Below are 24,826 nucleotides of genomic sequence, written 5' to 3'. Positions count from 1 at the left end.
TAAATGGTACATCATCATGATGAATGTAAATGTTTAGGCCAAACATTTAGAAAACAAATTTGATAATAACTCAGGATGAGTTGTTATACATGCGAGCCATAAGGATGTGACTCGCAAAAAATAAAACAATTACATGGAGGTAAGAAAATTATGATTATCAATCACAATATTTCTGCGTTAAACGCACACCGTCAATTAGGTGTTAACACTGGTGCAGTTCAAAGCTCACTAGAAAAACTTTCTTCAGGTCTTCGTATCAACAAAGCTGGAGATGATGCTGCAGGTCTAGCAATCTCTGAAAAAATGCGTGGACAAATTAAAGGTTTAGAAATGGCTTCTAAGAATGCTCAAGATGGTATTTCTTTAATCCAAACTGCTGAAGGTGCTTTAAACGAAACTCATGCAATCCTACAACGTATGCGTGAACTAACTGTTCAAGCTGGTAACACTGGTACTCAAGAGCCAGAAGATCTAGCAGCAATTCAAAAAGAAATCTCTGCACTTATTGAAGAACTAGGTGGAGAAGCTGGATCTAAAGGTATTTCTGACCGTACTGAATTTAACGGTAAAGCATTGCTAGATGGTACGTTTGAAGGTACTTTACAAATTGGAGCAAATGGTGGTCAACAATTAAATATTACAATTGGTGATATGTCAGCAGAAGCTCTAGGAGTAAACGAAATTGATGTTACAGCTTTCGAAGAAACTGATTTCGACACTCAATTAAAAGCAATTGATGATGCTATCAACACAGTATCTACACAGCGTTCTAGCCTTGGTGCTATTCAAAACCGTCTAGAGCACACTATCAATAACTTAGGTGCATCTGCTGAGAACTTAACTGCTGCAGAGTCTCGTATTAGAGATACTGACATGGCAAAAGAAATGATGGAATTCACTAAGAATAATATCCTAACTCAAGCAGCACAATCTATGTTAGCTCAAGCTAACCAACAGCCTCAAGGAGTATTACAATTACTTCGTTAATTTCATAATATGAGTAAGCGAGAAGCTATGTATATGGCTTCTCGCTTTTTACATAAAGAGGAAGTATAAGGATCCTTCCAATCTATAAATTATCATTCAGTAGGTTATACAGCATGGATTCCGTGAATCACGTACTACTTTTTAGATAGTTAAAGGAGTGTAAACAAAACTGTGTAAGAAAAAGAGTATACATCTCTTTCTAATTCGTTCGTCTACACTCCTAATTATTATGGATTAATTCTAGTAGCATTGTCAGCTAGTAGCATAATATTTTCGGCTAATTCTATTGCATGATAGATTTTATTTGGGCCACTTGGATCAACCTCTAAGATGCAGAGTTCACTGTTGCTACGTATTCCAAAAGTGATATTTAGCTCCGATATATTCCTAAATTGCGAATCAAGTTTTCTTGCAACTTTTTCAGATATATCCCTGACATCAGAAAGAATGCTGCTTGCATCCAGGGAATACATATCTTCAATAGTCTTAATTATTATGTCTATATTGTCTTCAAACATTTCTTCTAACATGTCTGTTTCTCTTTCCAAATATATACTAGAACTCTTCCAATTCGCTGTAGCATCCTTAATAATGTGTAGATTAATAGTGTAGGAGACTTCATTATTATCAGTTAAACGATTATCCCTTTGCACAATATACTTTCCTTCGTCAATTAACTCTTTTAATTTATTTAATAATTGAATTTCGTTATATAGTTGTTGTGGTTTAGAATTAGTAAATAAGTACTTTCCATCTAATAGCCTTGAAATATAAAGTGGAAATCCAGCTTTGTTTTCACGTAAAATTACTCGACTATATTTTTCGAGGAATTGGAAAATATCTCGTGTCCGATTTACTTCTTGATAAGATGAAAGGTACTGATTAATGCTATTATCCGATTTTAGTATTGCATACAAATTAAGACGCTTGTAATTGTGTGGCGACCAAACATTGGTAAAAGGAATCTCTTCAAGTTCTTCATACACCCAATTTGCATTTTCTACTCCACGTAGCTTTAGACGATCAAATATAACATCTGGAAATTGAACCTGTTTTGGGACAAGCCCTTCATCTTCATAAAAGTATCCCCTTATAACCATTTCTTCATAGTCGATATCAGTTGGTGTAAAGAAGTATGAATTAAAATTACTTCTTTGTGCAGCGTGAACAATTTCTACTGTTAAATTATCATTCAGAATCTTTTCCATTAAAATTCCTATTGTGCGATTTTTATTTAAATCTGCTATAGGTAGACTTGAAGTTCTAGATTGAAAGAATCCAGCCTTCATTTTTTGAGAATAGTTCGTATGGAAAATGCCGTTTTTTGCTATATATTTTGCATATGCAATTGTATTAACAGCTCTTTTCTCTTCATGATAGGCAGTTTGTGGGCCATTATTCGCTTCGTGCATCCAATACTTACCATTTTCATCAATAGCAAAGTCAATACCTAGCTCGTCTAAAGCGAGATCATATAATTTATCTAAGTGTTGGGCTACTTCAATAGAAAGTCGAAGGATATCTTTCTCATATTTTGAGCCTGTTATTTCGCCATATTCATGAACCATAAAATCATGAAGATTTTCTACTCTTCCTTCTGTAGCAACGTTACTTAGGTTACTTTTCTTGTTCCCAACACGAGGATATATATGGGTTAATACCCATTTTCCTTCACCATCTTTTTGAACATGTGCACGTATGTGATAGGGCTCATTATTCTTTGTGCGTGTATGGATATATTTCTGTATGATATAGCTATCCTTTTCTTTCAGTATTACAGATTTTATCCATTGTTCAAATGCTTCGTTACTCAAGATTCTTTCTTTTTTATGATCCAATAATATAAATCTGTTATTTTTTTTAGTAATAAAGTAAATATTTTCTCCTCTATTACTTAATAAATATTTAAATACTACTTTATCGTTTTTCTCAAGAAAGTCATAAATTTTTTCTTCGTCACTACAAACTCTAAACGGTACTAATAACTCAATAAACTTTCTATGCTGTACGATTCTTTTTGGTAAAGACAATTTGTTTCCGACAAAGAAACTTGTGAATGGAATAAATCTTCTAAGCTTTTTTTCTGTATGGGCTTGTTTTACACTACCGACATTATTAATAACATCAGGAAAGGGCTTAATTACACGTTCCCAATTTCCATTATTATAGAAATCGGCAGCAACAGTTTTATTTGCAAAGTCAACATCATTTTTACTGAAGAAAAGTAATTCTGTATTTTGTTTTTTACTTTCTCTGACTAATGCTTCGATTCGTTCCTTAGGATATATCTCTCGTGGATTTTTATAGGAAGAAAATATTCCTATTGAGTATGTTTTATCTTGTATTTGATCACCTAATTCAAGTTCTATTCCTTTGTTTATTTTTCTAAATAAAGGTAGGAGTGAAAACTGGAGAATCTCACTTACTTTTATAAAATGTCCTTTTTCCATTGATTCTGCAATTTCTAGTAGATACCTTTCAGCCTTCTGTTTTTGTTCATTCCAATCTGCTTGATTAAATAATATATCCATACTTCCAACTGCAGTGAAACCATCAACTATAGAACTAAAAATATAAATGCTCTGGTTCAATTCTTTTTGTTTAATTAGTTGATGAAAATGCTCTGTTGCTTCAAGTAAAGTATTAAAAATATTACTAACCTGAATTAGCTGTTTTCTATTAGACATGTATTACACTCCTAATGTATGATTACTAAAATTTAAGTTTACAGTAATTATATCGGCTTTATCAGGTGGAAAATTAAACGTAAACCAAAAAAATAACCTGGAGAACGAAATAATTATGTCCCAGGTTAATCATAAAAGCTAGCTATTTTTTTGAGATAAATCTGATTTACCAAGTATTAAATAGTTTAAATCGGATTCTGATAATGTATTAAGATCTCTTCTTTTTATTAGGTAAAATCCGATGCCTAGTAATATCCAAATTGCTAATGCGACGCGGGATTCAAAGCCTAAAAGGGCAGGTGATCCAGGAATTAAAAGTAAACCTAAAAACAGGATACTAACAATTGTTCCTATACCAGCAAGCACTTTTTTAATAGGTGAAATTTCATGGAGCGATGGAAGATAATCTGGTCCCATATTCCACTTAAATAATTTGTAGGCCGTAAAGCAAGTATAGAAATAAGCAATTGTAACCCCTATCGATGACATATCGACTACCCATGTTAATGCCTGCCGCCCAAACCATGGTGCTAACAAAGAAATTAGAATGGTAAAAAGGATACTTATATAAGGTGTGTTGTATTTAGGATGAAGCTTAGAAAATATTTTTGGCACAAATTTTGCTCGGGACATGGCAAATAGTAACCGGCTTGATGAAACTATAAATCCGTTTAACCCTGTAAAAATCCCCATCGAAACGGCTATCACTAAAATTATTAGACCAAAATTACCTAATAGGTTTTTTACTACAGTACCAGTTCCCCACAATAGCTGCTTGGATATAAAATCATTCCATGGAAGTGCCATCGAGGTTGCTAGAATCATTAGAATGTATAATAAACCCGAAAAAAATAAGGCAATGATAATAAGGTTAAATGCCTTCTTTGAGGAAAAGCTAAATTCTTCTGCCAATTGTGGAACATTGTCAAAACCTACATATGCCCAAGGGGCAATAGCTATGATTGAAATAATCGCAGCAAGAGCTGTTTTTTCAACTGGAAATAGTGGGTGTATATTGGCTAGTCCAGCTTCAGGCTGTACGCCTACTAAAAAGGTCAGGATTATTACACTCAAAACCATAACTACACAAAATATGAATTGTATTTTTCCAGAAAATCCATTTCCTCTTATATTAAAATAACCGAATATTAGAAGAACAAAGGTAGCTAAGATAATTTCTGTACCATATACATCCCAACCGGCAATTTGATACATGTGGATATTTTCTATGAATCTAGGAAATATAAATTTAAACATTAAAACAAAAGCAGAAGCATTCAATGCTACAATACATATGTAACCAAGTGCTAAGAACCAACCACAAATAAAGGCGTGTACCTTACCTAAACCAATGAATGCATAAGCGAATTCCCCACCCGAAACCGGGAAACTCCTAATCAAGAACCCATAACTTACTGCAATAAGCATCATTAGTAAAGCACCTATACCAAAACCTGCCATCGCTCCAACAGGGCCTGCGGTAGCGATCCAGTTTGTGGGCTGGACAAACGCACCCCAACCGATAGAAGAGCCTAATGCAATTGCCCATACCCAGTGCTGTTTATAGGACTTTTTGAGTGTGATTCTTTCTTTCATTCTATTATTCCTCCGACTAAATTACCGTTTTTTCGCTACTATAATATTAATTTTTACAATAGCCATTTAGCAATAATGTCATAATGTTCGTACCAGTGGAGGAAATAGTTTAAAAAGATTTTCTTGATAGATTTATTTTAAAGGAATACATATCTGATCGATAATGCGCAATTTCAAATTCTACAAAGTTCCCCTTAATATCGGTAATCTTTCTTTCAGCAATTAATATGCTAGATGCTGGGGAAATCTTAAGTAATAGTGCATCTTGCTTACTAATTTTACCTGCCTTAATGTATTGTTCTGATTGAAACGTATTCACCCCAAGTTCTCGTTCTAAGAGATCATAGAAGGCTTCCTTATTTAAATCAAATTTAATAAGCTGTTCCCCAATTGGAATAGGATAATAATGTCTTTCAACACCTACAGGAATATTATTAGCATAACGAACTCGTTCAAAATAATAAGCTTTTTCAAGCCCTGAGATATCCTTCATGTCTTTGTTTAAAGGAATAATTTCAGCTTTTATCAGCTTTGCACCTGGTTGCATTCCCATTCGTTCAATCGTTTCTGAAGTACTACTGAGGCTACCCAACCAATCATTGATAGGTTTAAGGACAATAAAGGTTCCTTTCCCAGGCCTTCTTACTAATATACCTTCCCTGACAAGCTGTTCAATGCTTTGTCTAACAGTGCTTCGACTAACATAATATTCGTCCATTAATTCTCTTTCACTTGGGATTTTATCATTATATTGACCAGTAAAGATTTTTTCTTCAATTTTTTCTTTTAATTGAACATGTAGTGGAATGGAATTAGTGTAATTTAATGACATTGATATCCTCCATGAAATACGTTCTCCTTCAAAACTTTTATGTAGAAAATATACTATTAATAATACCACTTTGCAATGTGAAGCATTTGATAACAATAATATCGGAGTCAAGAGGCATTTAATTAAAGATTGGCCTTGAACTGGAATAGAAATTATTGTCGTTAATGATACATAATCGGAAAGTCTCTTTTTGCGATTAATTTACAGACAAATCAATGATTAGATGACAAGAATAAAGGCAACTAACAAAAATTTTAAAAAAGCCCTTTAAACTATCTGTTTTTGTACGATATAAATAGTAGGTCTAAATTACAACCATTTTTGGCTATCCAATGGTGTTGGGATAGTTATTTTTAATTTATGAATAAGAGAAGAATATCATTGGGGGTCTACAGATGGATAAAACATCATTATTAGGAATTATACTAGGAGTCATTGCTGTCGGAGTTGGGATGGTTTTAAAGGGTGTTGGCCTCGATGCATTGATTAACCCTGCAGCATTTCTAATCATTATAGCTGGTACAATCGCTTCGGTCATGGTAGCTTTCCCATTAAGCACACTTAAAAAAATTCCGGCACTTTTAAAAATTATCTTTACTGAAAAGAAGGAGCAAAACATTGCAGAACTAATTAAGTTATTTTCTGAATGGGCGAATCAAGCGCGTAAAGAAGGGATTTTATCTTTAGAAAATCAACTAGATAAAATTGATGACCCATTTCTTTCATCTGGCTTACAGCTAGCTGTAGACGGTCAGACACCAGAATTTATTCGTGATGTCCTTCTTGAGAAAATAGATGCAATGGACAAGCGTCATCAAGAGGGTGCAGCAATTTTCTCTCAAGCTGGTACATATGCACCTACATTAGGAGTTTTAGGTGCTGTTATTGGTCTAATTGCCGCACTTGCAGATATGACAAATATAGATGCAATTGGTCACGCTATTGCAGCTGCCTTTGTTGCTACATTATTAGGTATTTTTACTGGATATGTGCTTTGGCATCCTTTTGCAAACAAACTAAAGCAAAAGTCTAAAAAAGAAATTGAAGTTAAAGAAATCATGATCGAAGGTATTATATCCATTGCCACTGGGGAGTCAGCTAAAATTGTTAAGGATAAGCTTGGTTCTTATCTAACATCAAAAGAATTTGATATGTTAAATCAGGAGCAGGGTAATGAGGAAGAATAAGAAAAGACATGATGATCATCATGTTGATGAATCGTGGTTACTCCCCTACTCCGATTTATTGACGCTACTTGTAGCATTGTTTATCGTTCTCTTTGCAATGAGTGAGATTGATACTCAAAAGTTCAAAGAGATGGCATCTGTATTTAGAACAGAATTTTCTAGTGGAAGTCCTGGTATCATGGAACAACCTATACCGGTTGAGGATGATAGCAAAGAAAAGGAAGAAAATGAGGAAGAAAAGCCTGATGAAGGAACTACAGAGGTTCTAAATCTACAGGAATTGCAAGAAAAAATTAATAACTATATTCATGAAAATAATTTAACAGAATCACTAGCAACACAGCTTTCCGAAGAAGGACTGATGATATCGATAATGAATGATGTTACCTTTGAACCAGGAAGTGCTGATGTTAATAAGGATGGTAAGGTAATCGCCAAAGAAATTTCCCAACTATTGATCACAGATCCTCCACATCAGGTTGTCATTAGTGGTCATACGGATGACGTTCCGATGAATAACGCAAAGTTTGGTTCTAATTGGGAACTAAGTGTAATGCGAGCTGTTAACTTTATGACATTAATTCTAGATAATAAGCAACTTGATCCAGATAAATTTAGTGCAAAGGGATATGGTGAATATAAACCTATTGTTCCTAACAATAGTACGGAAAATCGATCCAAAAACCGTCGTGTTGAAGTGTTAATTTTACCGAATTACGATATTGCAGGTAAAATTGAAAAATAAAAATTACTTCATTTATCCATTCAGTAATACTTTACAAAAAGAGTTAGCTCCTTGTAATACTATTGCAGGTGCTACTCTTTTTTGTGTTTTCTTGGATAATATTACCAATTAATCTCTTAGCAATTACTATTAAGAATCGTGCAATCCATCTCGATATAGAGGATAGGTCTTAGTGTGGGCAGTACCTTTAACGTATAACCTCTGTCTCGTCATTAAGGAAAACTACAGAAGAGAGGTATCTATAGGTGAAGAATTTATTTAATTTTAAGAGTGTGAGAACGAAGGTTTTATTTGGCTTTTTAGCAGTAATAGTTCTAGTGTTACTATTGGCATTATTCATCTTAACGAATATAAATAAAGCTGTTGAGAATACAAAGGAAATGATTAATAAACAAGTACCTTTGTTAATTGCTGATGAAGAGATTTCCTTTAACATGGTAAATCGAGCTGGGCTAGTTCGATCATATTTTTTATATGATGATTATCATGCTAGAGACTTATTTGAAGAGCAAATAGAGGAAAGTATCAATCTGGAAGATACAATCATGGAATTAAGTGATTCAAAGGATATTAAGGCATTAATTGATAAGAAGGTTGAATGGGGAACATTAATCAATGAAGCTTTTTCAGAATATGACAGTGGAAATAAAGAAGCAGCCTTAAGAATTATGCAGGATCAAGTAAACCCACTAGAAAGTGAGATAATCAATGGGTTTAAAGATTCCGCTAAATTGAGAGAGGAGCTTATTATTGAACAAGGACAGGAAGTCATTAAAAACGGAACCTTAAGTACGGTTACTAGCTTTATAGTTTCAATACTGGTGATTATTTTAGGAGTGATAATCGCAATTATCACTTCTAAAACAATTACCACTCCTATAAAAAAAGTAATGATCAAAATGAAGCAAATGGCTTCGGGGGATCTACATCAAGATGCATTGGTTACAAGCACAAGAGATGAAATAGGCCAATTAGTTGTTGCTACAAATGAAATGCATGAAAATATGCGAGCGATGCTTAACCAAATTAATGTAGTTTCAGATATGGTTTCTAGTCAGAGTATAGAGTTAACACAATCCGCCAATGAAGTACGCGAGGGTGCAGAGCAAATTGCATCCACTATGGACGAATTAGCTTCTGGAACAGAAAACCAAGCGAATAGTGCTGGAGATCTATCAGCTGTGATGAATTCCTTTTCAGTTCGTGTACAAGAAGCGAATGAGAAAAGCAAACATATTGAAAAAGATTCAAAAGAAATATTACAGCTAACCGATGAAGGGAGTAGCTTAATGAAATCTTCAACCAAGCAAATGTATAAAATTGATCAAATTGTTCATGATGCTGTCAAGAAGGTTGAAGGTTTAGATACACATACACAAAACATATCTAATCTAGTTTCAGTGATCAAAGCTATTGCTGATCAGACAAACTTATTAGCACTTAATGCAGCAATAGAAGCAGCAAGGGCTGGCGAACATGGTAAAGGATTTGCAGTAGTTGCAGATGAGGTTCGAAAACTAGCAGAGCAGGTCTCTTTATCAGTTAGCGATATTACGCAAATTGTGACTAATATTCAAGTCGAATCGACAATTGTGACAGAGTCCCTACAAGAAGGGTATAAAGAAGTTCAGGTTGGAACAGTAAACATTGGAGCAACAGATGAGACCTTTACTAAAATCAATCAAGCTGTTTCAAGTATGGCTAAAGGTATTTCTACGATAACGAATAATCTAACAACTATTGCAGCTAATAGTCAAGAGATGAATGGCTCTATCCAGGAGATAGCAGCTATTTCTGAGGAAGCTGCTGCAGGAGTAGAGCAAACTACTGCCTCTGCACAACAAGTTAGGAGTTCTATGGAAGAAGTAGCAGTTAGTTCCGAGCAATTAGCGGAGCAATCAGAAGAATTAAATCAACTCATTCGTAAGTTCAGACTATAACATATATACCAGTTATTGCCATTTTGTTCCAAAATAACTGGTTTTTTAAGAGCGAATTAATTTTCCAATATCTCTCGGTTGCTTTTTTATAAGAAGTTCGATAACATTGACTTTGTGTTTTTAAATCAAAAATGAACACTTGTAAAAGGCAAACTATCTGAAAAGGTAGGACGCAAAGCCTAGGGTCTAAGGTTGAAAGACTATGATAGCCTGGTTGCCGAGATGGATGTATCCATATGATATTGACACCGGCTATTCTATTTTTTGGAATAGCTTTTTTTCTTGTTAAGTATGGGGAGTCTATACATAGCGCCATTTAGGTACAAGGCAATACAGTTACTTGGATGGGGGATAAATGAATGAGTGTGATAACAGTAGTTAAAGAAAAAGATTTAGTGCGGGATATCATAATAGAAAAACTACAAGAGAAATTGCCAGAGCACTCATGGAATGCAGTAAGCTCAAGGGAGCTTGAGAAACAAACTACTTGTACGTATCAAACTGATCTGCTCTTAGTGGACATACATGCAAATGTAGATTGTAAAAAAATTATAGAAGATTGTCGTAGTCACAGTACCAGAATTGCAATTTGGGCAACTGAGGGCGATCAAAATGTATTACGAGACTTTTTTCGATATGGCTTGAATGGTTATTTTTATAATGGGATGGAATTAAGTGAACTTATCTTTGCTATTAATTCCATACTGCAAGATCAGCAGTATATCCATCCTAAACTATCTGCTGTATTATTAAAGGATTATGTTAAACTCACTAGCCAAGAACCGGAAAGACCAAAAGGGATATTAACTGAACAGGAATGGAAGGTTCTTGAAGAGCTTGGGAAAGGGCTTAACAATTGTAGCATTGCTAAAGAATTGTTTATTTCAACGAGAACGGTTAATAATCATGTAAGTTCCATTCTAAAAAAGTTACATGTTTCTGATCGTACAAATGCAGTGATTAAGGCCATTAAAAATAAGTGGATAACGCTATAGTATTTAAATGGACAGAGGATTTAACTCTGTCCATTTTTAAAAGGAGAAATTAGCGATTACATAAGCTGTACGAAAAGATAGAAAGATAGTCTAAATCAACCTTTTTTTAACGCTTTGAAAAATCTTCATAAATTTCCATAATAATTAAGAAACACCGCCTAATAAGCTTTTGTCATTTTTCGACATTAAAGGATTATTTCCGAGGAAATATCTTCATTGCTTCCTAAAGATGTATTACTCCAATTTTTTGTAATGAATAACGCTGATTTTTTTTCTAATACTCATTTCTTCAAAAATTCCAATCCGCCATCTTTCCCTATAGCTTATCCAATATGCTATAGTAAATGAAGCAATATATCGGAGGGGGTAACAACTTTTGGACTTAAATCAACAGCACGTACAAGAAGACCAGCTATATAAATTTATGTTAATTGCAGGAATAATTATTGTTTCCTTTAATCTACGTCCGGCAATTACTTCTGTTGGACCTCTCATTACAACCATTCGGGATGATATAGGATTAACAAATTGGAGTGCAGGTCTGTTAACTAGCTTGCCTCTACTTGCCTTTGCGTTTATGTCACCTATTGCAGCTAAGCTAGGCAATCGTTTCTCAAATGAGCGTACAATGCTATGGGGCTTAATGATTCTCACAATTGGAATTTCCTTAAGATCAATATCCATGATTTTTTTATTGGTCGTTGGAACGATTCTGGTTGGTATTGGTATTGCAGTGTGTAATGTGCTATTACCAGGGGTTATTAAGGAAAAATTTCCTTTGAAGGTTGGATTGATGACCAGTGTGTACTCGACGGGAATGGGAACCTTTGCCGCTCTAGCTTCTGGGTTAAGCGTGCCTTTAGCCAGTGGGTTCAAATTAGGATGGAACCTTGCACTTTTCGTGTGGGTTATCCCAACACTACTTGGTATTGTAATATGGTTCTATCTTGCCAGAAAAGAAAACGGAAATAAAAACGTTGATTCTCTTAATTTTGCAGATAACTCCCATAGCTTATGGAGTAATGCATTAGCATGGCAAATAGCTTTTTATATGGGATTACAATCATTTCTATTTTATGTGACGATTTCATGGTTGCCAGAAATTTTGCATGCAACAGGTGTTAGTATGGAGGCTGCGGGATGGATGCTATCATTAATGCAATTCATCGGTCTGCCGGCAAGTTTTTTTGTTCCGGTATTAGCTGGAAAATATTCTTCCCAACGGTTGCTAGTCGTACTGCTAGGCATATCGTCAATTTGTGGCTATTTGGGATTATTACTTGGTAATTCGCATATGGCCATGTTTATCAGTATTGTATTCTTAGGTATTGGCTTGGGTGGTACGTTTCCATTAGCACTTACATTATTAGGACTCCGTTCTCGAAATGCTCGTCAAGCTGCTAATTTATCTGGAATGGCTCAGTCGCTTGGGTATTTATTGGCAGCTATTGGCCCGATGTTATTTGGATTTTTATTTGATATTACCCATGCCTGGACTCTTCCGTTAATAACATTAATATTTATTACGGTTTTAGTTATTACTTTTGGATTAGGGGCAGGTCGTAACAAATTTGTGTAAGTGGAGGAATAGTCATGCAAATTCAACCGAATGGGGATCAGGCTGTAATCATTCAATTTTCGGCAGATGTTTCTCTGGAAACGAATATAAAGATAAATCAATTTTGCTTGAAACTTGAAAGTTCTAACTTAAAAGGAGTAGTAGAATGGGTTCCCTCGTATAATTCGGTTACGATTTATTACGATCCAAGTATTATTCTATATCAGGAATTAGTAGAAAGAATCAGTTTGCTTGCACAGGAAACTGATAATGATTCCCCAATAGATCAAAGAACCATCTTTATCCCAGTATTGTATGGGGGAGAACATGGACCAGATTTACAAAAACTCGCTAATTCGAAGGGCATCTCGGAAGAAGAAATCATTGCCCTCCACGAAGAACCAACCTATCTCATTTATATGCTTGGCTTCTTACCTGGGTTTCCTTATTTAGGAGGTCTTAATCATAGATTATCTGCACCTAGATTAGAAAAACCGAGGGCTATAGTACCAGCAGGTTCTGTTGGTATAGCGCATGGACAAACAGGAATATACCCAATTGATTCTCCTGGAGGTTGGAATATTATTGGACGGACACCTGTTGAGATATATAATCTAGCTCAAGCGCAAAAGGCTTTTTTATTTCAGCCTGGTGATTGGGTGAAGTTTTATCGTATTACAGAGAGCGAATATAAAGAAATAATTCAAGATAGCACCTTTCAAGTAAAAATAGTGAGGTGATTGTAAATGAAAAAGAGCATCGATTTGAACTGTGATATGGGAGAGAGCTTTGGACACTTTTCCTTTGGCTATGATGAGGATTTAATGACGGCCATATCTTCGGTAAATATAGCTTGTGGAGGCCATGCAGGCGATCCAAATGTAATGGACCGTACAGTAAGACTTGCCAAGGAACATGGGCTTGCTATTGGGGCACATCCTGGTTATCCAGATCTAGAGGGATTTGGGAGGCGTTATGTAGAATATACACCAGAAGAAATCTATCATTTTATGATTTTTCAAATAGGTAGTCTACAGGCATTTTGTCAAATACACCAAGTACCAATGACACATGTAAAACCACATGGAGCTCTATATAATGCCGCTGCAAAAAAAGCGTGAAATAGCAGATGCAATTGCGAAGTCTATTAAGGATTTGGATCAAACACTGATTTTATATGGTTTAGCTGGCAGTGAGCTTGTAGCAGCAGGGGAAAGGTATGGATTAGCAGTTGCTTCGGAAGTTTTTGCAGATAGGACTTATCAACCTGATGGCTCATTAACACCACGATCACATCATAATGCCTTGATTCATGATCCAAAGCAAGCAGTGGAACAGGTGAAACAAATGGTATTAAAAGGTACAGTCTGCGCCATTGATGGAACGTTGATTCCCCTTGTAGCGGATACGGTTTGTATTCATAGTGACCATCCACAGGCCGTACATTTTGCGAAAAGACTAAATGAAGCATTATGGAACGAGGGACTAGCTGTTAAGCCCATTAGAGAGAGGTGTTGACTTTTTATGAATTCAACGGAAATCTTTCGGGTTATTCGACCAGGTTTAAGAACAACCATTCAGGATCTTGGAAGAAAAGGTTATCAGCGATTTGGTATCCCTGTTTCAGGTGCAATGGATTCCTATGCAATGCAGCTAGGGAATATATTAGTGGGAAATCGAAGGAATGAAGCCTGCTTAGAAGTGGCATTAATTGGTCCAGAGTTAGTAGCAAAGACACAGCTTACAATTGCTATTACAGGGGCTAACTTTACCCCAAAAATTAATGACATACCGGTACCAATGTACAGTACAATACGAATGAATGAAGGAGACTCCCTTTCTTTTGGAAAACATCAATCCGGTTTATTTGCCTATATTGCTGTCGCAGGGGGGGTTGGGTCGCTTTCTTATTTCCATAGTAAATCGACTGATATTCAAAGCGGTTTAGGTAGAGAATTATGGAGGGATGACACTGTATTGGGACTACCAATAAAGAGGAAGCAACGAATAAGGCTTCATCCGAAATTTATTCCAACCATATCAACTGAACTGAAGCTTGGGGTATTGGAAGGACCACACACTGCTTTTTTTTCGAATAAAATTCGAGAAAAGTTTTTTCAAACAGAATTTATCGTATTACCGAATTCCAATCGAATGGGATATCGACTGAGTTCTAGTAATGTAATATTAGAAGAGGAACTCCCAAATATTTGGTCGGATGCTGTACCACTAGGTGGGATTCAAATTTTGCCAAATGGTGATGCAATTGTTTTAATGTCGGACAGGCAGACAGTAGGTGGTTATCCGCGAATTGGTGCGGTGATGACTACCGATATTCCAAAGCTTTCCCAGCTTATTCCAAATGGAAAGCTAAGGTTTTATCCTGTTACAATTGAGGAAGCTCAAGCTCGTTATAGGCAAAGAGAACAGATTCTGTCCACACTAGAAACATTTCGATTTCATATAACTTGAATAGAGGTGCAAAAATGAAAAAACTACTACTTACTGGTTTTGAACCGTTCCTTGATTTTCCTATAAATCCAACAACAGAAATAGCTAACTACTTAAATGGTGAGTTAATAGGTAGTTACAAAATTATTGGCGAGATACTTTCCGTTGATTTTCATCAATCTGGTAGTCAAATTTTAGAGCTGATCGAAAAGCATCAACCAGATGCGATTGTATCGCTAGGTCTTGCGGCAGGTAGAAATTGTATAACCCCTGAACGTATCGCAATTAATTGTAATGATGGCCCAGTTGATAATAAAGGCCATAAACCTAATGGGGAGAAGATATTCGAAATTGGCCAAGATGCTTACTTTTCGAAACTACCTATCTATGAAATGGTAGATAAACTAAAAAAGGAGGGACTTCCAGCAAAAATTTCGAATACTGCTGGAACATATCTTTGCAATAATGTGATGTATCATGTTCTTCATTATTTAGCTCAACATAATCTTGATCTACCAGCAGGTTTTATTCATATACCAGCATCACACGCCTTAGCCATAGAAAAACCAATGCCAAGCTGGTCTCAATCGGATTTACTTCGTGGCATAAAGCTAGCATTAACAAGTCTATCTGAGATGGAGAGATAGAAAAGCCGAGCTGATTGCAGTTACTTTCTATTTTTAGGGGGCATGCCCCCCTCATCTGAATTATAGAAAAATTTATCGCGCCATTGCTTTCCTTTTCTATATATATTAAAATTACCTAGTTAATGAGTAAACAAGAATGCGAGATGATGAAACCATGCCGAAGTTTATATGGCTCCTTGTGATTGCAACTACCATTAGTGTAACGGGTGGTTCATTTTTATGGCCTTTAAATACTATCTATATGCATAATGAACTCGGAAAAAGCTTGGCATTTGCTGGCTTTATTTTAATGTTTAACCAAGGTGCAAATATTGTAGGGAACTTAGTTGGTGGAATATTGTTTGATAAATACAGTGCCTATAAGACTATTTTATTAGGAACATCTCTCTCCTTGTTTGCAGCAATATTTTTATCTTTTAATCATGATATCGTTCCATATTCTATTATGTTAATTCTTATTGGTCTTGGCTCTGGTATGACATGGCCAGTAATGTTTGCAATGGCTGGATCTGTCTGGCCTGAGGGTGGCAGACGTGCATTTAATGCAATCTATGTTTCGCAAAACTTTGGTGTTGCTTTAGGTGCAATGATTGGCGGATATGTTGCAAGTATTTCCTTTAATTATATATTTATCGCTAATGCTTCGTTGTTTATTGTCTTTTTCATTTTTGTCCTAATTGCTTTTCGGGGAATGGACGAAGAGAAGAATCGTCAAATGCATACGACAGTCATTGAGCAGAGTGGAAAAATACAAGATAAGCCTGCCTTTATCGCGTTATTAATTTTGAGTAGTGGATTCTTTGTAGCTTGGTTCGCTTATAGTCAGTGGCAATCAACTATTGCATCCTATACACAGGATATCGGTGTCCCCCTTGAGCAATATAGCTCACTATGGGCGATAAACGGATTTTTGATTGTATTAGGGCAACCCTTATTAAAATTGTTTACAGACAGAGTTACTTCCTCAAAGACTCATATTTATGTAGGATCTGTGATCTTTTTATTATCGTTTGTTGTTGCAATGTTTGCCGAACAATTTACGATGTTTGCGGCAGCAATGGTCATTTTAACGACAGCAGAAATGCTTATATGGCCAGCGATTCCTACACTTGCCAATAATCTTGCGCCACATGGACGGGCAGGGTTTTATCAGGGCTTTGTAAATAGTGTTGCAGCTGCGGGGAGAATGCTTGGGCCATTTCTTGGCGGTATGCTAGTTGATTTCTTTAATATTCAAGTGCTATTCTTTATCCTTATTGCACTATTATTTATTCCTTTTGCTACGACTACGCTATATGATAGAGGAATTAAGTATGAGAAAGACATTGACAAATAAGGTATAATAAAGCTCTTTATTTCTAATTGAAATAATAATTAGGAGTCAAGGGCTTTTTCTTTTGGTCTAAGCAAAGTGCTTGAAGTTCATGGATGATACCAAGGTCACTTTCTTTGTGTTTCGAAAAAGGGTATAATAGAAATACATACGATGAAAGGGGATGCTGTCATGTCTTTCTCAAGAGGACCTAAGGAGCCAGTCCCGGAAGTTGAAACAAATGTATGGGCTTGTACTAGTGAAGACTGTAATGGCTGGATGCGTGAGTCATTTAGCTTTAAAGAGGAACCAGAATGCCCATTATGCCATTCATCCATGATTCAAGAGGTACGGACACTACCTGAAGTAAAGTAGTAATAACTATAAATGAGGCAAACACTCCCCATTGCAGGGAGTGTTTCGTTATAGTTATGGAAATGAAGTGAACAAAACACATCATATTATGTTCATAAAATAAATATAAATAGAAAGGCCTTAAGTTTCACTTAAGGCCTAGTTCTAACATAATTTAATTAATAAAATCCTAAAAAAGGATGTGTCTCTTTGCCAAATAAACAAGGGTATTATGTCAGTGGAAATACTGCTGAGGGCTTTGTGAATTTCTTATCCTCTAATACTTCAAATTTTCATCACCATATCATCTTAAAGCATCCATCCTATACGATAAAAACAGCTATTATGCAGGAAATTATCTGTGAATATGAAAATGATTTTACGATAGAAGTTCTTTATAGCTCGGTTGGAAAAGAATTTTTGGAAGGTGTTATTATCCGCGATAAAAAGCTAGCGGTAATAGATGAGCGAATTGCTATCCCTAATCTAAATGGGGCATTTGAGTTAGATTTAACCTTATTCTTCGCGCAGGACCTATCGACTAATATTTCAGAGGAAAATACTGAAATAATAAGGTTAACACAACAGGCATATAATCATTTTGCCACTGGTCTTTCCATACATGATGATTTAGAGACGGTATATATTCAAGAAATGGATTTTACGAAAGCTGATACATTATTCACTAATTTTATCACTTCATTATTGGGAGAGGTGCCGAAGAAGGAGGATAAGAAGCCTACTATCACGAAACGATTATTTGGAACGAATACGAAAGATGGAGTTGTAAATGTTGTTCCAGAGATCCTTAAGCAATTAAATACCAAATATTTTCTAAAAGGGCGAGCTGGTACTGGTAAATCGACTTTTATGAAGAAGGTCATGGAAGCATGTCATGAACACGGATATGATGTTGAGCTTTACCACTGTAGCTTTGATCCGAAGAGTGTTGATATGGTTTTAGTTCGAGATTTAAGCTTTTGCATATTTGATAGTACAGACCCTCATGAATTTTTCCCGAAAAGTTCGAATGAAATCATCATTGATATATACGAAGAGGCTGTCACCCCTGGTACAGATGAAAAATATGCATATGAAATAGAGAACTTAAACTCACGCTATAAATCTTTTATGAAAAAGGGGATTCAGGAATTAAAGCAGGCAGGAGAAATTATTCAAAAGGTGGAAGAACAATTTATAGTGGACTCTCGCGAAATAGAGAAAGTTAAATCATTTATTTTAGGGAGAATCCTCGTATAACTTACGTCCTGCAAGGTCTTAAAGAATACTTGCAGGACTTTTCTCACATAGTAGGATATTCGTATCAAATGGTCGATTACCATATTTTTTCACTTGTTTTTTGATTGTAAATAATGTAAAATAAATTAACTGAAAATTAAGAGTATATTAAATTAATGGGAGGTGGATACCGTGATATCTGTAAAGATGCTTAAACCATACTATATTAAAGCGGACGATCAATTTGTACGGATTATTTTAGCGTATCAATATTTTTCCGTAGTTATTAATAAACAAGTATTTCAATTTATCCCGATTGAGGGAAAAGAAATTCGCATCAATCGCAGAACACGAAAAGTTGAGAATGTTGGGTCTCGTTTCGCTTTTCAAAAAGGAAAAGATGTCATATATTTAACGATGACTGAACTCATTTCCCTTCCCGATTTTATGACGCAATTGCATCATATTGCTAAACCATATTATGGAATCGATTATGAAGTCGATGAGGAGTTTGAAAGCAAGCTTATATTCGAGGAATTAGAACGATTAAATATTAAACGTTTAATAGATAAAGCACTGGACGAACGAGATGAGAACACTTTTCGAGAATTAGTAAGGTTATTATAAACGAAAAGGAGTATGTCATTATACCTAGCTAGCATTAGGTTGACATACTCCTTTTGGTCTATTTTATTTAAATAAGTTTAAGTGGTGGAAAATCTGGGTATTTCATAATAAATCGTAGCTGTAAAAGGGGAGAAACTATGTTAACCGTTAAAAAATTTGAGCCATTTTTCATCAAGACTGATAATGAAAACATTTATGTTCTCCTAGATCAAGAGCATTTTACCATTTCGATTGAAAATGAAATATATCATTTTACACCAGAACGTTGTAAACAATTTGTCATCAACCGTTTTACGAAGAAAATTGAAAATTTAGATGCTACTTTTGCTTTTAAAAAGGGTGATGCTTTATTATATATTCCAATGAATAAACTCATTAATATTCCTGATGTATTGATAAAGCTATATTTTATTACAAAACCACATTTGGAAGAAATGAAAGTTAAAAATATGAATGATGATATTGAAGTCATTATGGATGAATTAGAACGTCTAAACGTGAAGAGACTTATTGATAAAGCGTTAGATGAGCGCAATGAAGAGACCTTTTATGACTTAATAGCACTACTGTAGTTTGTTGATGAATCCAATAGAAGTTGTCAATTTTGTTTAAAAAATAGCCGCGCACTGGCGCGGCTATTACGTTTCTTTCATAAACTGTTTTATTTCCGTTGATATACGATCGAACTCTGATTCAGGTACGATATAGTACCATACGGCACCAATAATCTGTCCACTACCGGTGATTTCCATCATTTCAATATTGGCTCTCGTGCTTAAATAGTTGGTAAACAGATTCTGGATGTTTTTCATATTAAGATCTGTATTAACATTATCACCAAGAATATTTAAGATTTCACCTATTTTCGTAATACCTGAGAAACTCGCTGCCTTCTCTAGAGCGGCGGAAATAACGTCACGCTGTCTTTCGTTTCGACCCATGTCACCTCTTGGATCACTTTTACGCATTCGTATATAAGCAAGAGCTTCCTCCCCATCTAGATGAATTTCTCCTGTAGGAAAGTGTACACCATCCTGAGTAAATGCTAAATCATTTGTAACAGTAACCCCACCTAATGAGTCTACCCCCTGTTCAAAACCTTCCATATTCACTTTTCCATAAAAATGAACAGGTACATGAAAAGCTTCTTCAACAGTTTTAACGGATAATTCGACACCACCACGTGCATAGGCATGATTTATTTTGTCCATTCCATATCCTGGAATATTGACATAGGTGTCACGCGGGATGCTTAGCATAACCATAGAGTCTGTATTTGGATTTAAGGACATGAGTATCATCGTATCAGAACGTCCCTTGTCACCAGCGCGTTCATCCACACCTAATAATAAGATATTCAGTGATTTTTTCTTGTTGAAAATATCCTTTAATTCTTCCTGACGCTCTGGATTTTCATCTCTTTCCAATGGATCATGCATGTTACTAACTGTTTCATGCAGCTTATCCCATATATACCATGCATAGCCACCACCAATAAGCAGGATAAATAATAGAATTCCTCCAACTATGTATGGCCATTTTCTCTTTTTTACTCTCTTTTTATATTCCTCTCTTGTTTCAGCCACATTTATTCTCCTCAAGAATTTCTAGAATGGTAAGACTTGTTAATTAGTTGAAATAATTATATCGAATCTCATGTCCATAGTCTATTTCAAAATAGGAGAAATTACTCATTTAATTTTAATAGGTATGGAATTGAATATGTGCCAGTACTGAGCAGCATCAATAATTTTCATCCGATAAAGGTTTTAAGGGGTTACTTTTTAGGAAAGTTAAAGTAATAAAGGTTTGTCTGAATAGTATTGCTGGATTTGATTCCCTAAATACGTTGATTTAAAGAAATATCTATTTTATATAACTATACTTAAGCAAAACCTTCAGATTGATTTTACTTGTCTTCAGTTGCTGGTAGATAAGTTTAAAAATCATTACTTATCATCATTAAAATGTATTATTTTTTTAGTATCTCCGATTTCTTTTAAAGAATAAACATATAAATTATAGCTTCTTGTGTTCATTATAAAGAAAGATATGTGTTTGAAAATAGAATTTATAAGTAATTTAAAGAATTTCTAAGTAAAAACGAGATAATTGTTCTTAATAACGAAAAAATGAGCGATTTTGAGGTTTTTCTTTCTAGTTCAAATACCCTATACTTCAAATGTGTTGTTCTTAATGAAGAACAACACATGCTCTTAGTACATTTGTGTTTAACTAGTTAGATACATAGGTAATGAAGGTTAAATGAACGAAACAACGAATAGAAAGCCTTTTTAGCAAAAACGAAGATATTTCGTCTGATCATAGCAGAATACATAGTTTATAGAGAATTAGCCTTCAGGGCACTTTTAAATATGCGCAGATTTAAAAGTGCAGAGCGTTACATCTATTTTTTTGGGGAGGAATAGGAGAAATGGAAATCAAGAAGAAATTAGGTATGAGTTTAGCAACAGCAGGATTAGGGCTTGCATTAATTGCTGGAGGAACTTTTGCGTACTTTAGTGATGCTGAAGAAACGAACAATACGTTTGCTGCAGGTACATTAGATTTAAGTGTTGATCCGACAACTATTGTTAATGTCGATAACTTAAAGCCAGGAGATACTGTTGTTCGTGCATTCGAATTAATTAACAATGGGTCGTTAGATATCTCCTCCATTGATTTATCAACTTCATATACTGTTGATGATGCAAAAGGAGATAACCAAGATGATTTTGGTAAACATATTAAAGTATTATTTCTTGAAAATGCAGACAAAACCGGTGATGGATGGGTTATTGGGGATTATAATGATGTAATTTCGGAAACTACTTTGTACGATCTGCAAAATATGACTCCAGATGCAGTTGAGAATTTAAATAGCTTCTGGACTTGGCTACTAGGTTTAGGTGGCGAAGATAGTGGCTTACAAGCAGGTGATAGTGATCAAATGTTTGTAGCTTTTGAATTTGTAGATAATGGGAAAGACCAAAATGAATTCCAAGGTGATGCCCTACAACTTACCTGGACATTCAATGCCCATCAAACAGAAGGTGAACTGAGATAGTACTGGTTTAATAGATTCTATATTCACCTAGTGTAAATTTAATTAGCTAAAAGGGAGGAGATCTCTTTTCTCCCTTCTTTTATATGTATTTTCAAGCATGAAAATTCTTCTGTGTTTGTAAATGCATATAAATTATCTATATATATCATTATTGAGGAAGGCGGAGCTATTCTTGAAAAGTACACGAATAAGAAGAGATAGAAAAAAGAACAATCATTTATTTTTAGTTGTAAAAGTTGTACTTTGCTTTTATTTATTTGTTTATATTATTGGGGAGATTAGTGAAAGCACTTCTGCGTATTTTACAACTACTAGAAGTGTTAATCATACCGTTTCATCAGGAACATGGAGTGTTGAACCAGACTTATCTGGCTTAGTATTTCTCCCTACTGGAGAACAAAATATTAAAACATGTCCTGCAACTGTATCTGTTACCTTGAAAAACAACGGAAAAGAGAATTTAAAGGATGAAATTAAGTATGAAGTCTATTTAACAGCAGGAGGCTCTGCAGTTGAAACTGGTACAGTCCCACCTTTAGCAAAGGGTGAAAAGATAAATTTACGATTTGTGACTAGTGAATCTGGGACTTACTATTTTACGACTGGAAATAAGACGTCGGGATATATAACAAGTAAGAGTACAACAGTGGATTGTAGTAATGGAAGAAAGAAAACTTCAGAGGAACCTAACAAGGATGAGGGTGAAAATAAGGAGAGTGAATCTGACTCCTCCAATATAGAAGATTCAAATGAAGATGGGCAAGACAAACTTCAAGAATCTGAAGGAATAGATAATGAGCAACAAGAAAAATCTAAAGTGGAAACAGATATAAATAATGATGGCAGTTGAAAATCTACGGACAGATTAAAGAAAGAATATGCTCAGGATGGTGGAGAAAATGAATAAGAAGAAAGTCTTTAAATGGTTTAACAATATACTGACTGGAATGCTTTTTTTACTATTAGTAATAGTGGGAAGTATGGTATTGGTAACAAAACTTTCAGGTGGGGAACCACAGATTTTTGGATATCAATTAAAAACGGTACTCTCGGGATCCATGGAGCCAGGGATTCAAACAGGATCTATCATTGCAGTTAAACCTGGAGGGGATATGACCCGTTTTAAGGAGAATGATGTCATTACTTATAAGGAAAGTAATGGAAAATTAATAACACATAGAATCATAGAGGTTATTCATAGTGGTGATAAAGTTTTATATCGAACGAAAGGAGATAATAATAATACAGCAGATATTAATCCTATTCTTTCAGAGAACGTAGTTGCTGAATATACGGGTATCACCATACCATTTGCTGGATATTTCACTAACTTTGCGCAGTCAAAAAATGGCGCGTTCTTATTATTAATCCCGGGTATTGTTATATTTCTTTTTTCGATTATTTCTATTTGGAGGACATTGGCATCACTTAATACGTATGGGAATCCAAAAGATAAAACAAATAAAGAGGAATTAGCATCCAAAGTATAGGGAGATGTATCAGAAAGTAAAGGGGAGATTGAATCTGAAAAAATTAATTCTAATTTTTTTTACCATTCTTGTTATGTTAAGTTTAACTACTATTACTACCTTTGCTAATTCAGTTAAAGAGATAGATATTGAGATCTCACATAAAGAAGCTTTATTTGATGTATCAAATATGAAGCCTGGAGATTGGGCGCCTAGAAGTATCACAGTCAAAAATGTAGGTAAGAGAGATTTTACCTATACTATGAAAGTCCAAAATAAAGGCATAGATAAACTTTTTAATGAACTATTATTAGAGGTAAAGGATGCAAATATAGTTATCTACAATGGTAAGTTGTCAGATTTTGATATGCTACCTGAAAGAAAATTATATAGAAACGGTGAAGAAGACTTAGCTATAACCATACGATTCCCCGAACATTTGGGTAATGACTATCAAGGATTAGGTTCGAACTTCAGCTTTTTGTTTATTGCTGAAGATATAACCTCAAATCCTGGAGGTGAAAATCCAGAAGAGAATAATAAAGAAGAAAACCCTAAAAATGAAAACTCTAGTGAAAAGGATGAAGAAGTGGTAGAAGGGATTATTGATAGTGGGAGTAATTCCCAAGGTGGTTCCACCCTTCCTAGTACTGCTACAAGCTTATTCAATTTCTTATTTATTGGCGTAACATTAATCATTACTGGTGCACTAATTATACTATTGGCTAAACAAATAACTACTAACAAAAATATAAAATGGATACGAAAATGAACATATTATTATTTTCGATAATATTAGTACTTTTCTCCTACAAAACTAGTTTCGTTTTGACAAAACAAGACACACAAAATGCCTTAGATATTTAGTATAATTATACTTGAAATAAATTCCATAAAGAAATAGACATACTATATGGAGAAAGAAAGCTAGTGGTTGAAATTAGTGTATATTAGGAATGGGGGCGTAATGTTGAATAAAACAGTAAGTAAGACTGAACTTGATTACGAATGGGTAGCTTTAATTATAGAAGCGAAGAAACTTGGGATGTCGATTGAGGAAATACGCCTTTTCCTTCTTGAGGCAAGACAGCATACATAATACTTTAGTAGCAAAAGTGTCCTTTATATAGAAC

General features: G+C 34.9%; 23 protein-coding genes, 1 pseudogene and 1 riboswitch. Of the genes and pseudogenes, 20 read left to right on the top strand and 4 right to left on the bottom strand.

All coding sequences use genetic code 11. The features are described from left to right. Positions 1-150: 150 nt before the first annotated feature. Positions 151-987 (top strand): flagellin Hag, encoded by an 837-nt coding sequence (hag, locus tag KI338_RS05430; protein WP_212919925.1) that lies wholly within the window; start codon positions 151-153, stop codon positions 985-987. Between the two features lie 227 nt (positions 988-1,214). Here hag and KI338_RS05425 read toward each other — a convergent pair whose 3' ends face one another. From KI338_RS05425 to KI338_RS05415, 3 genes are all read right to left on the bottom strand, one after another. Beyond that, entirely contained in the window at positions 1,215-3,674 is a 2,460-nt protein-coding gene (locus KI338_RS05425; RefSeq protein WP_212919924.1) for a YheC/YheD family protein, read from the bottom strand. 138 nt (positions 3,675-3,812) lie between these two features. Further along, positions 3,813-5,270 (bottom strand): APC family permease, encoded by a 1,458-nt coding sequence (locus KI338_RS05420; protein ID WP_212919923.1) that lies wholly within the window; start codon positions 5,268-5,270, stop codon positions 3,813-3,815. A gap of 109 nt (positions 5,271-5,379) precedes the next feature. Continuing rightward, positions 5,380-6,102, bottom strand: coding sequence for a GntR family transcriptional regulator (locus KI338_RS05415; protein WP_212919922.1), 723 nt, complete (start codon positions 6,100-6,102; stop codon positions 5,380-5,382). Between the two features lie 395 nt (positions 6,103-6,497). Here KI338_RS05415 and motA point away from each other — a divergent pair, with 395 nt between their 5' ends. The 14 genes and pseudogenes from motA (at position 6,498) to KI338_RS05345 (ending at position 19,729) form a co-directional block, all read left to right on the top strand. Further along, positions 6,498-7,289: a flagellar motor stator protein MotA gene (motA, locus tag KI338_RS05410; protein ID WP_212919921.1), complete on the top strand. Its 792-nt coding sequence runs from the start codon at positions 6,498-6,500 to the stop codon at positions 7,287-7,289. Next, a complete protein-coding gene (gene motB, locus KI338_RS05405; protein WP_212919920.1) occupies positions 7,276-8,034 on the top strand; it encodes a flagellar motor protein MotB in 759 nt (252 codons plus the stop codon). The genes motA and motB overlap by 14 nt, the downstream gene beginning before the upstream one ends. Before the next feature lie 245 nt (positions 8,035-8,279). Next, the gene (locus tag KI338_RS05400; protein WP_212919919.1) at positions 8,280-9,974 is read left to right on the top strand and encodes a methyl-accepting chemotaxis protein; all 1,695 of its coding nucleotides are present in this window, start codon (positions 8,280-8,282) and stop codon (positions 9,972-9,974) included. A gap of 137 nt (positions 9,975-10,111) precedes the next feature. After that, positions 10,112-10,196: riboswitch (cyclic di-GMP riboswitch) on the top strand. 137 nt (positions 10,197-10,333) lie between these two features. Beyond that, entirely contained in the window at positions 10,334-10,969 is a 636-nt protein-coding gene (locus tag KI338_RS05395) for a response regulator transcription factor (RefSeq protein WP_212919918.1), read from the top strand. A gap of 376 nt (positions 10,970-11,345) precedes the next feature. Next, positions 11,346-12,548 carry a CynX/NimT family MFS transporter gene (locus KI338_RS05390; protein ID WP_244853356.1) on the top strand — a complete coding sequence of 401 codons (1,203 nt, stop codon included), beginning with the start codon at positions 11,346-11,348 and terminating at the stop codon, positions 12,546-12,548. A gap of 14 nt (positions 12,549-12,562) precedes the next feature. Next, entirely contained in the window at positions 12,563-13,267 is a 705-nt protein-coding gene (gene pxpB, locus KI338_RS05385) for a 5-oxoprolinase subunit PxpB (protein ID WP_212919917.1), read from the top strand. A gap of 6 nt (positions 13,268-13,273) precedes the next feature. After that, positions 13,274-14,045: pseudogene (locus KI338_RS05380) on the top strand (LamB/YcsF family protein). Between the two features lie 6 nt (positions 14,046-14,051). Next, the gene (locus KI338_RS05375) at positions 14,052-14,999 is read left to right on the top strand and encodes a 5-oxoprolinase subunit C family protein (protein WP_212919916.1); all 948 of its coding nucleotides are present in this window, start codon (positions 14,052-14,054) and stop codon (positions 14,997-14,999) included. Positions 15,000-15,013: 14 nt separating this feature from the next. Continuing rightward, positions 15,014-15,625 (top strand): pyroglutamyl-peptidase I, encoded by a 612-nt coding sequence (locus tag KI338_RS05370; protein ID WP_212919915.1) that lies wholly within the window; start codon positions 15,014-15,016, stop codon positions 15,623-15,625. A 154-nt stretch (positions 15,626-15,779) separates the two neighbouring features. Then, positions 15,780-16,961 carry an MDR family MFS transporter gene (locus tag KI338_RS05365; protein WP_212920058.1) on the top strand — a complete coding sequence of 394 codons (1,182 nt, stop codon included), beginning with the start codon at positions 15,780-15,782 and terminating at the stop codon, positions 16,959-16,961. Positions 16,962-17,129: 168 nt separating this feature from the next. Continuing rightward, complete coding sequence (locus KI338_RS05360) at positions 17,130-17,312, top strand: cold-shock protein (protein ID WP_212919914.1); 183 nt, start codon at positions 17,130-17,132, stop codon at positions 17,310-17,312. A 189-nt stretch (positions 17,313-17,501) separates the two neighbouring features. Beyond that, entirely contained in the window at positions 17,502-18,551 is a 1,050-nt protein-coding gene (locus KI338_RS05355; RefSeq protein ID WP_212919913.1) for a hypothetical protein, read from the top strand. A 171-nt stretch (positions 18,552-18,722) separates the two neighbouring features. After that, on the top strand, positions 18,723-19,157 hold the full coding sequence (locus tag KI338_RS05350; protein ID WP_212919912.1) for an IDEAL domain-containing protein: 435 nt from the start codon (positions 18,723-18,725) through the stop codon (positions 19,155-19,157). A gap of 137 nt (positions 19,158-19,294) precedes the next feature. Then, positions 19,295-19,729, top strand: a complete 435-nt coding sequence (locus KI338_RS05345; RefSeq protein ID WP_212919911.1) for an IDEAL domain-containing protein — start codon at positions 19,295-19,297, stop codon at positions 19,727-19,729. Positions 19,730-19,795: 66 nt separating this feature from the next. Here the strand turns inward: KI338_RS05345 and KI338_RS05340 are convergent, their stop codons facing one another. Beyond that, a complete protein-coding gene (locus KI338_RS05340) occupies positions 19,796-20,743 on the bottom strand; it encodes an LCP family glycopolymer transferase (RefSeq protein WP_212919910.1) in 948 nt (315 codons plus the stop codon). A gap of 848 nt (positions 20,744-21,591) precedes the next feature. On the opposite strand from KI338_RS05340, the gene KI338_RS05335 reads away from it, so the two are divergent. From KI338_RS05335 to KI338_RS05315, 5 genes are all read left to right on the top strand, one after another. Beyond that, entirely contained in the window at positions 21,592-22,224 is a 633-nt protein-coding gene (locus KI338_RS05335; protein ID WP_212919909.1) for a CalY family protein, read from the top strand. 172 nt (positions 22,225-22,396) lie between these two features. Continuing rightward, a complete protein-coding gene (gene tapA / locus KI338_RS05330; protein WP_212919908.1) occupies positions 22,397-23,074 on the top strand; it encodes an amyloid fiber anchoring/assembly protein TapA in 678 nt (225 codons plus the stop codon). A 49-nt stretch (positions 23,075-23,123) separates the two neighbouring features. Further along, positions 23,124-23,714 (top strand): signal peptidase I SipW, encoded by a 591-nt coding sequence (gene sipW, locus KI338_RS05325; RefSeq protein WP_212919907.1) that lies wholly within the window; start codon positions 23,124-23,126, stop codon positions 23,712-23,714. Positions 23,715-23,718: 4 nt separating this feature from the next. Next, positions 23,719-24,465, top strand: a complete 747-nt coding sequence (locus KI338_RS05320; protein ID WP_212919906.1) for an LPxTATN C-terminal sorting signal domain — start codon at positions 23,719-23,721, stop codon at positions 24,463-24,465. A gap of 195 nt (positions 24,466-24,660) precedes the next feature. Further along, positions 24,661-24,792: an anti-repressor SinI family protein gene (locus KI338_RS05315; RefSeq protein WP_212919905.1), complete on the top strand. Its 132-nt coding sequence runs from the start codon at positions 24,661-24,663 to the stop codon at positions 24,790-24,792. The last annotated feature ends 34 nt before the right edge of the window (positions 24,793-24,826 follow it).

It is taken from the genome of Ornithinibacillus bavariensis (genome assembly GCF_018333235.1).
Lineage (GTDB): Bacteria > Bacillota > Bacilli > Bacillales > Amphibacillaceae > Ornithinibacillus > Ornithinibacillus bavariensis.
This window is presented reverse-complemented; position numbering and strand designations above follow the sequence as displayed.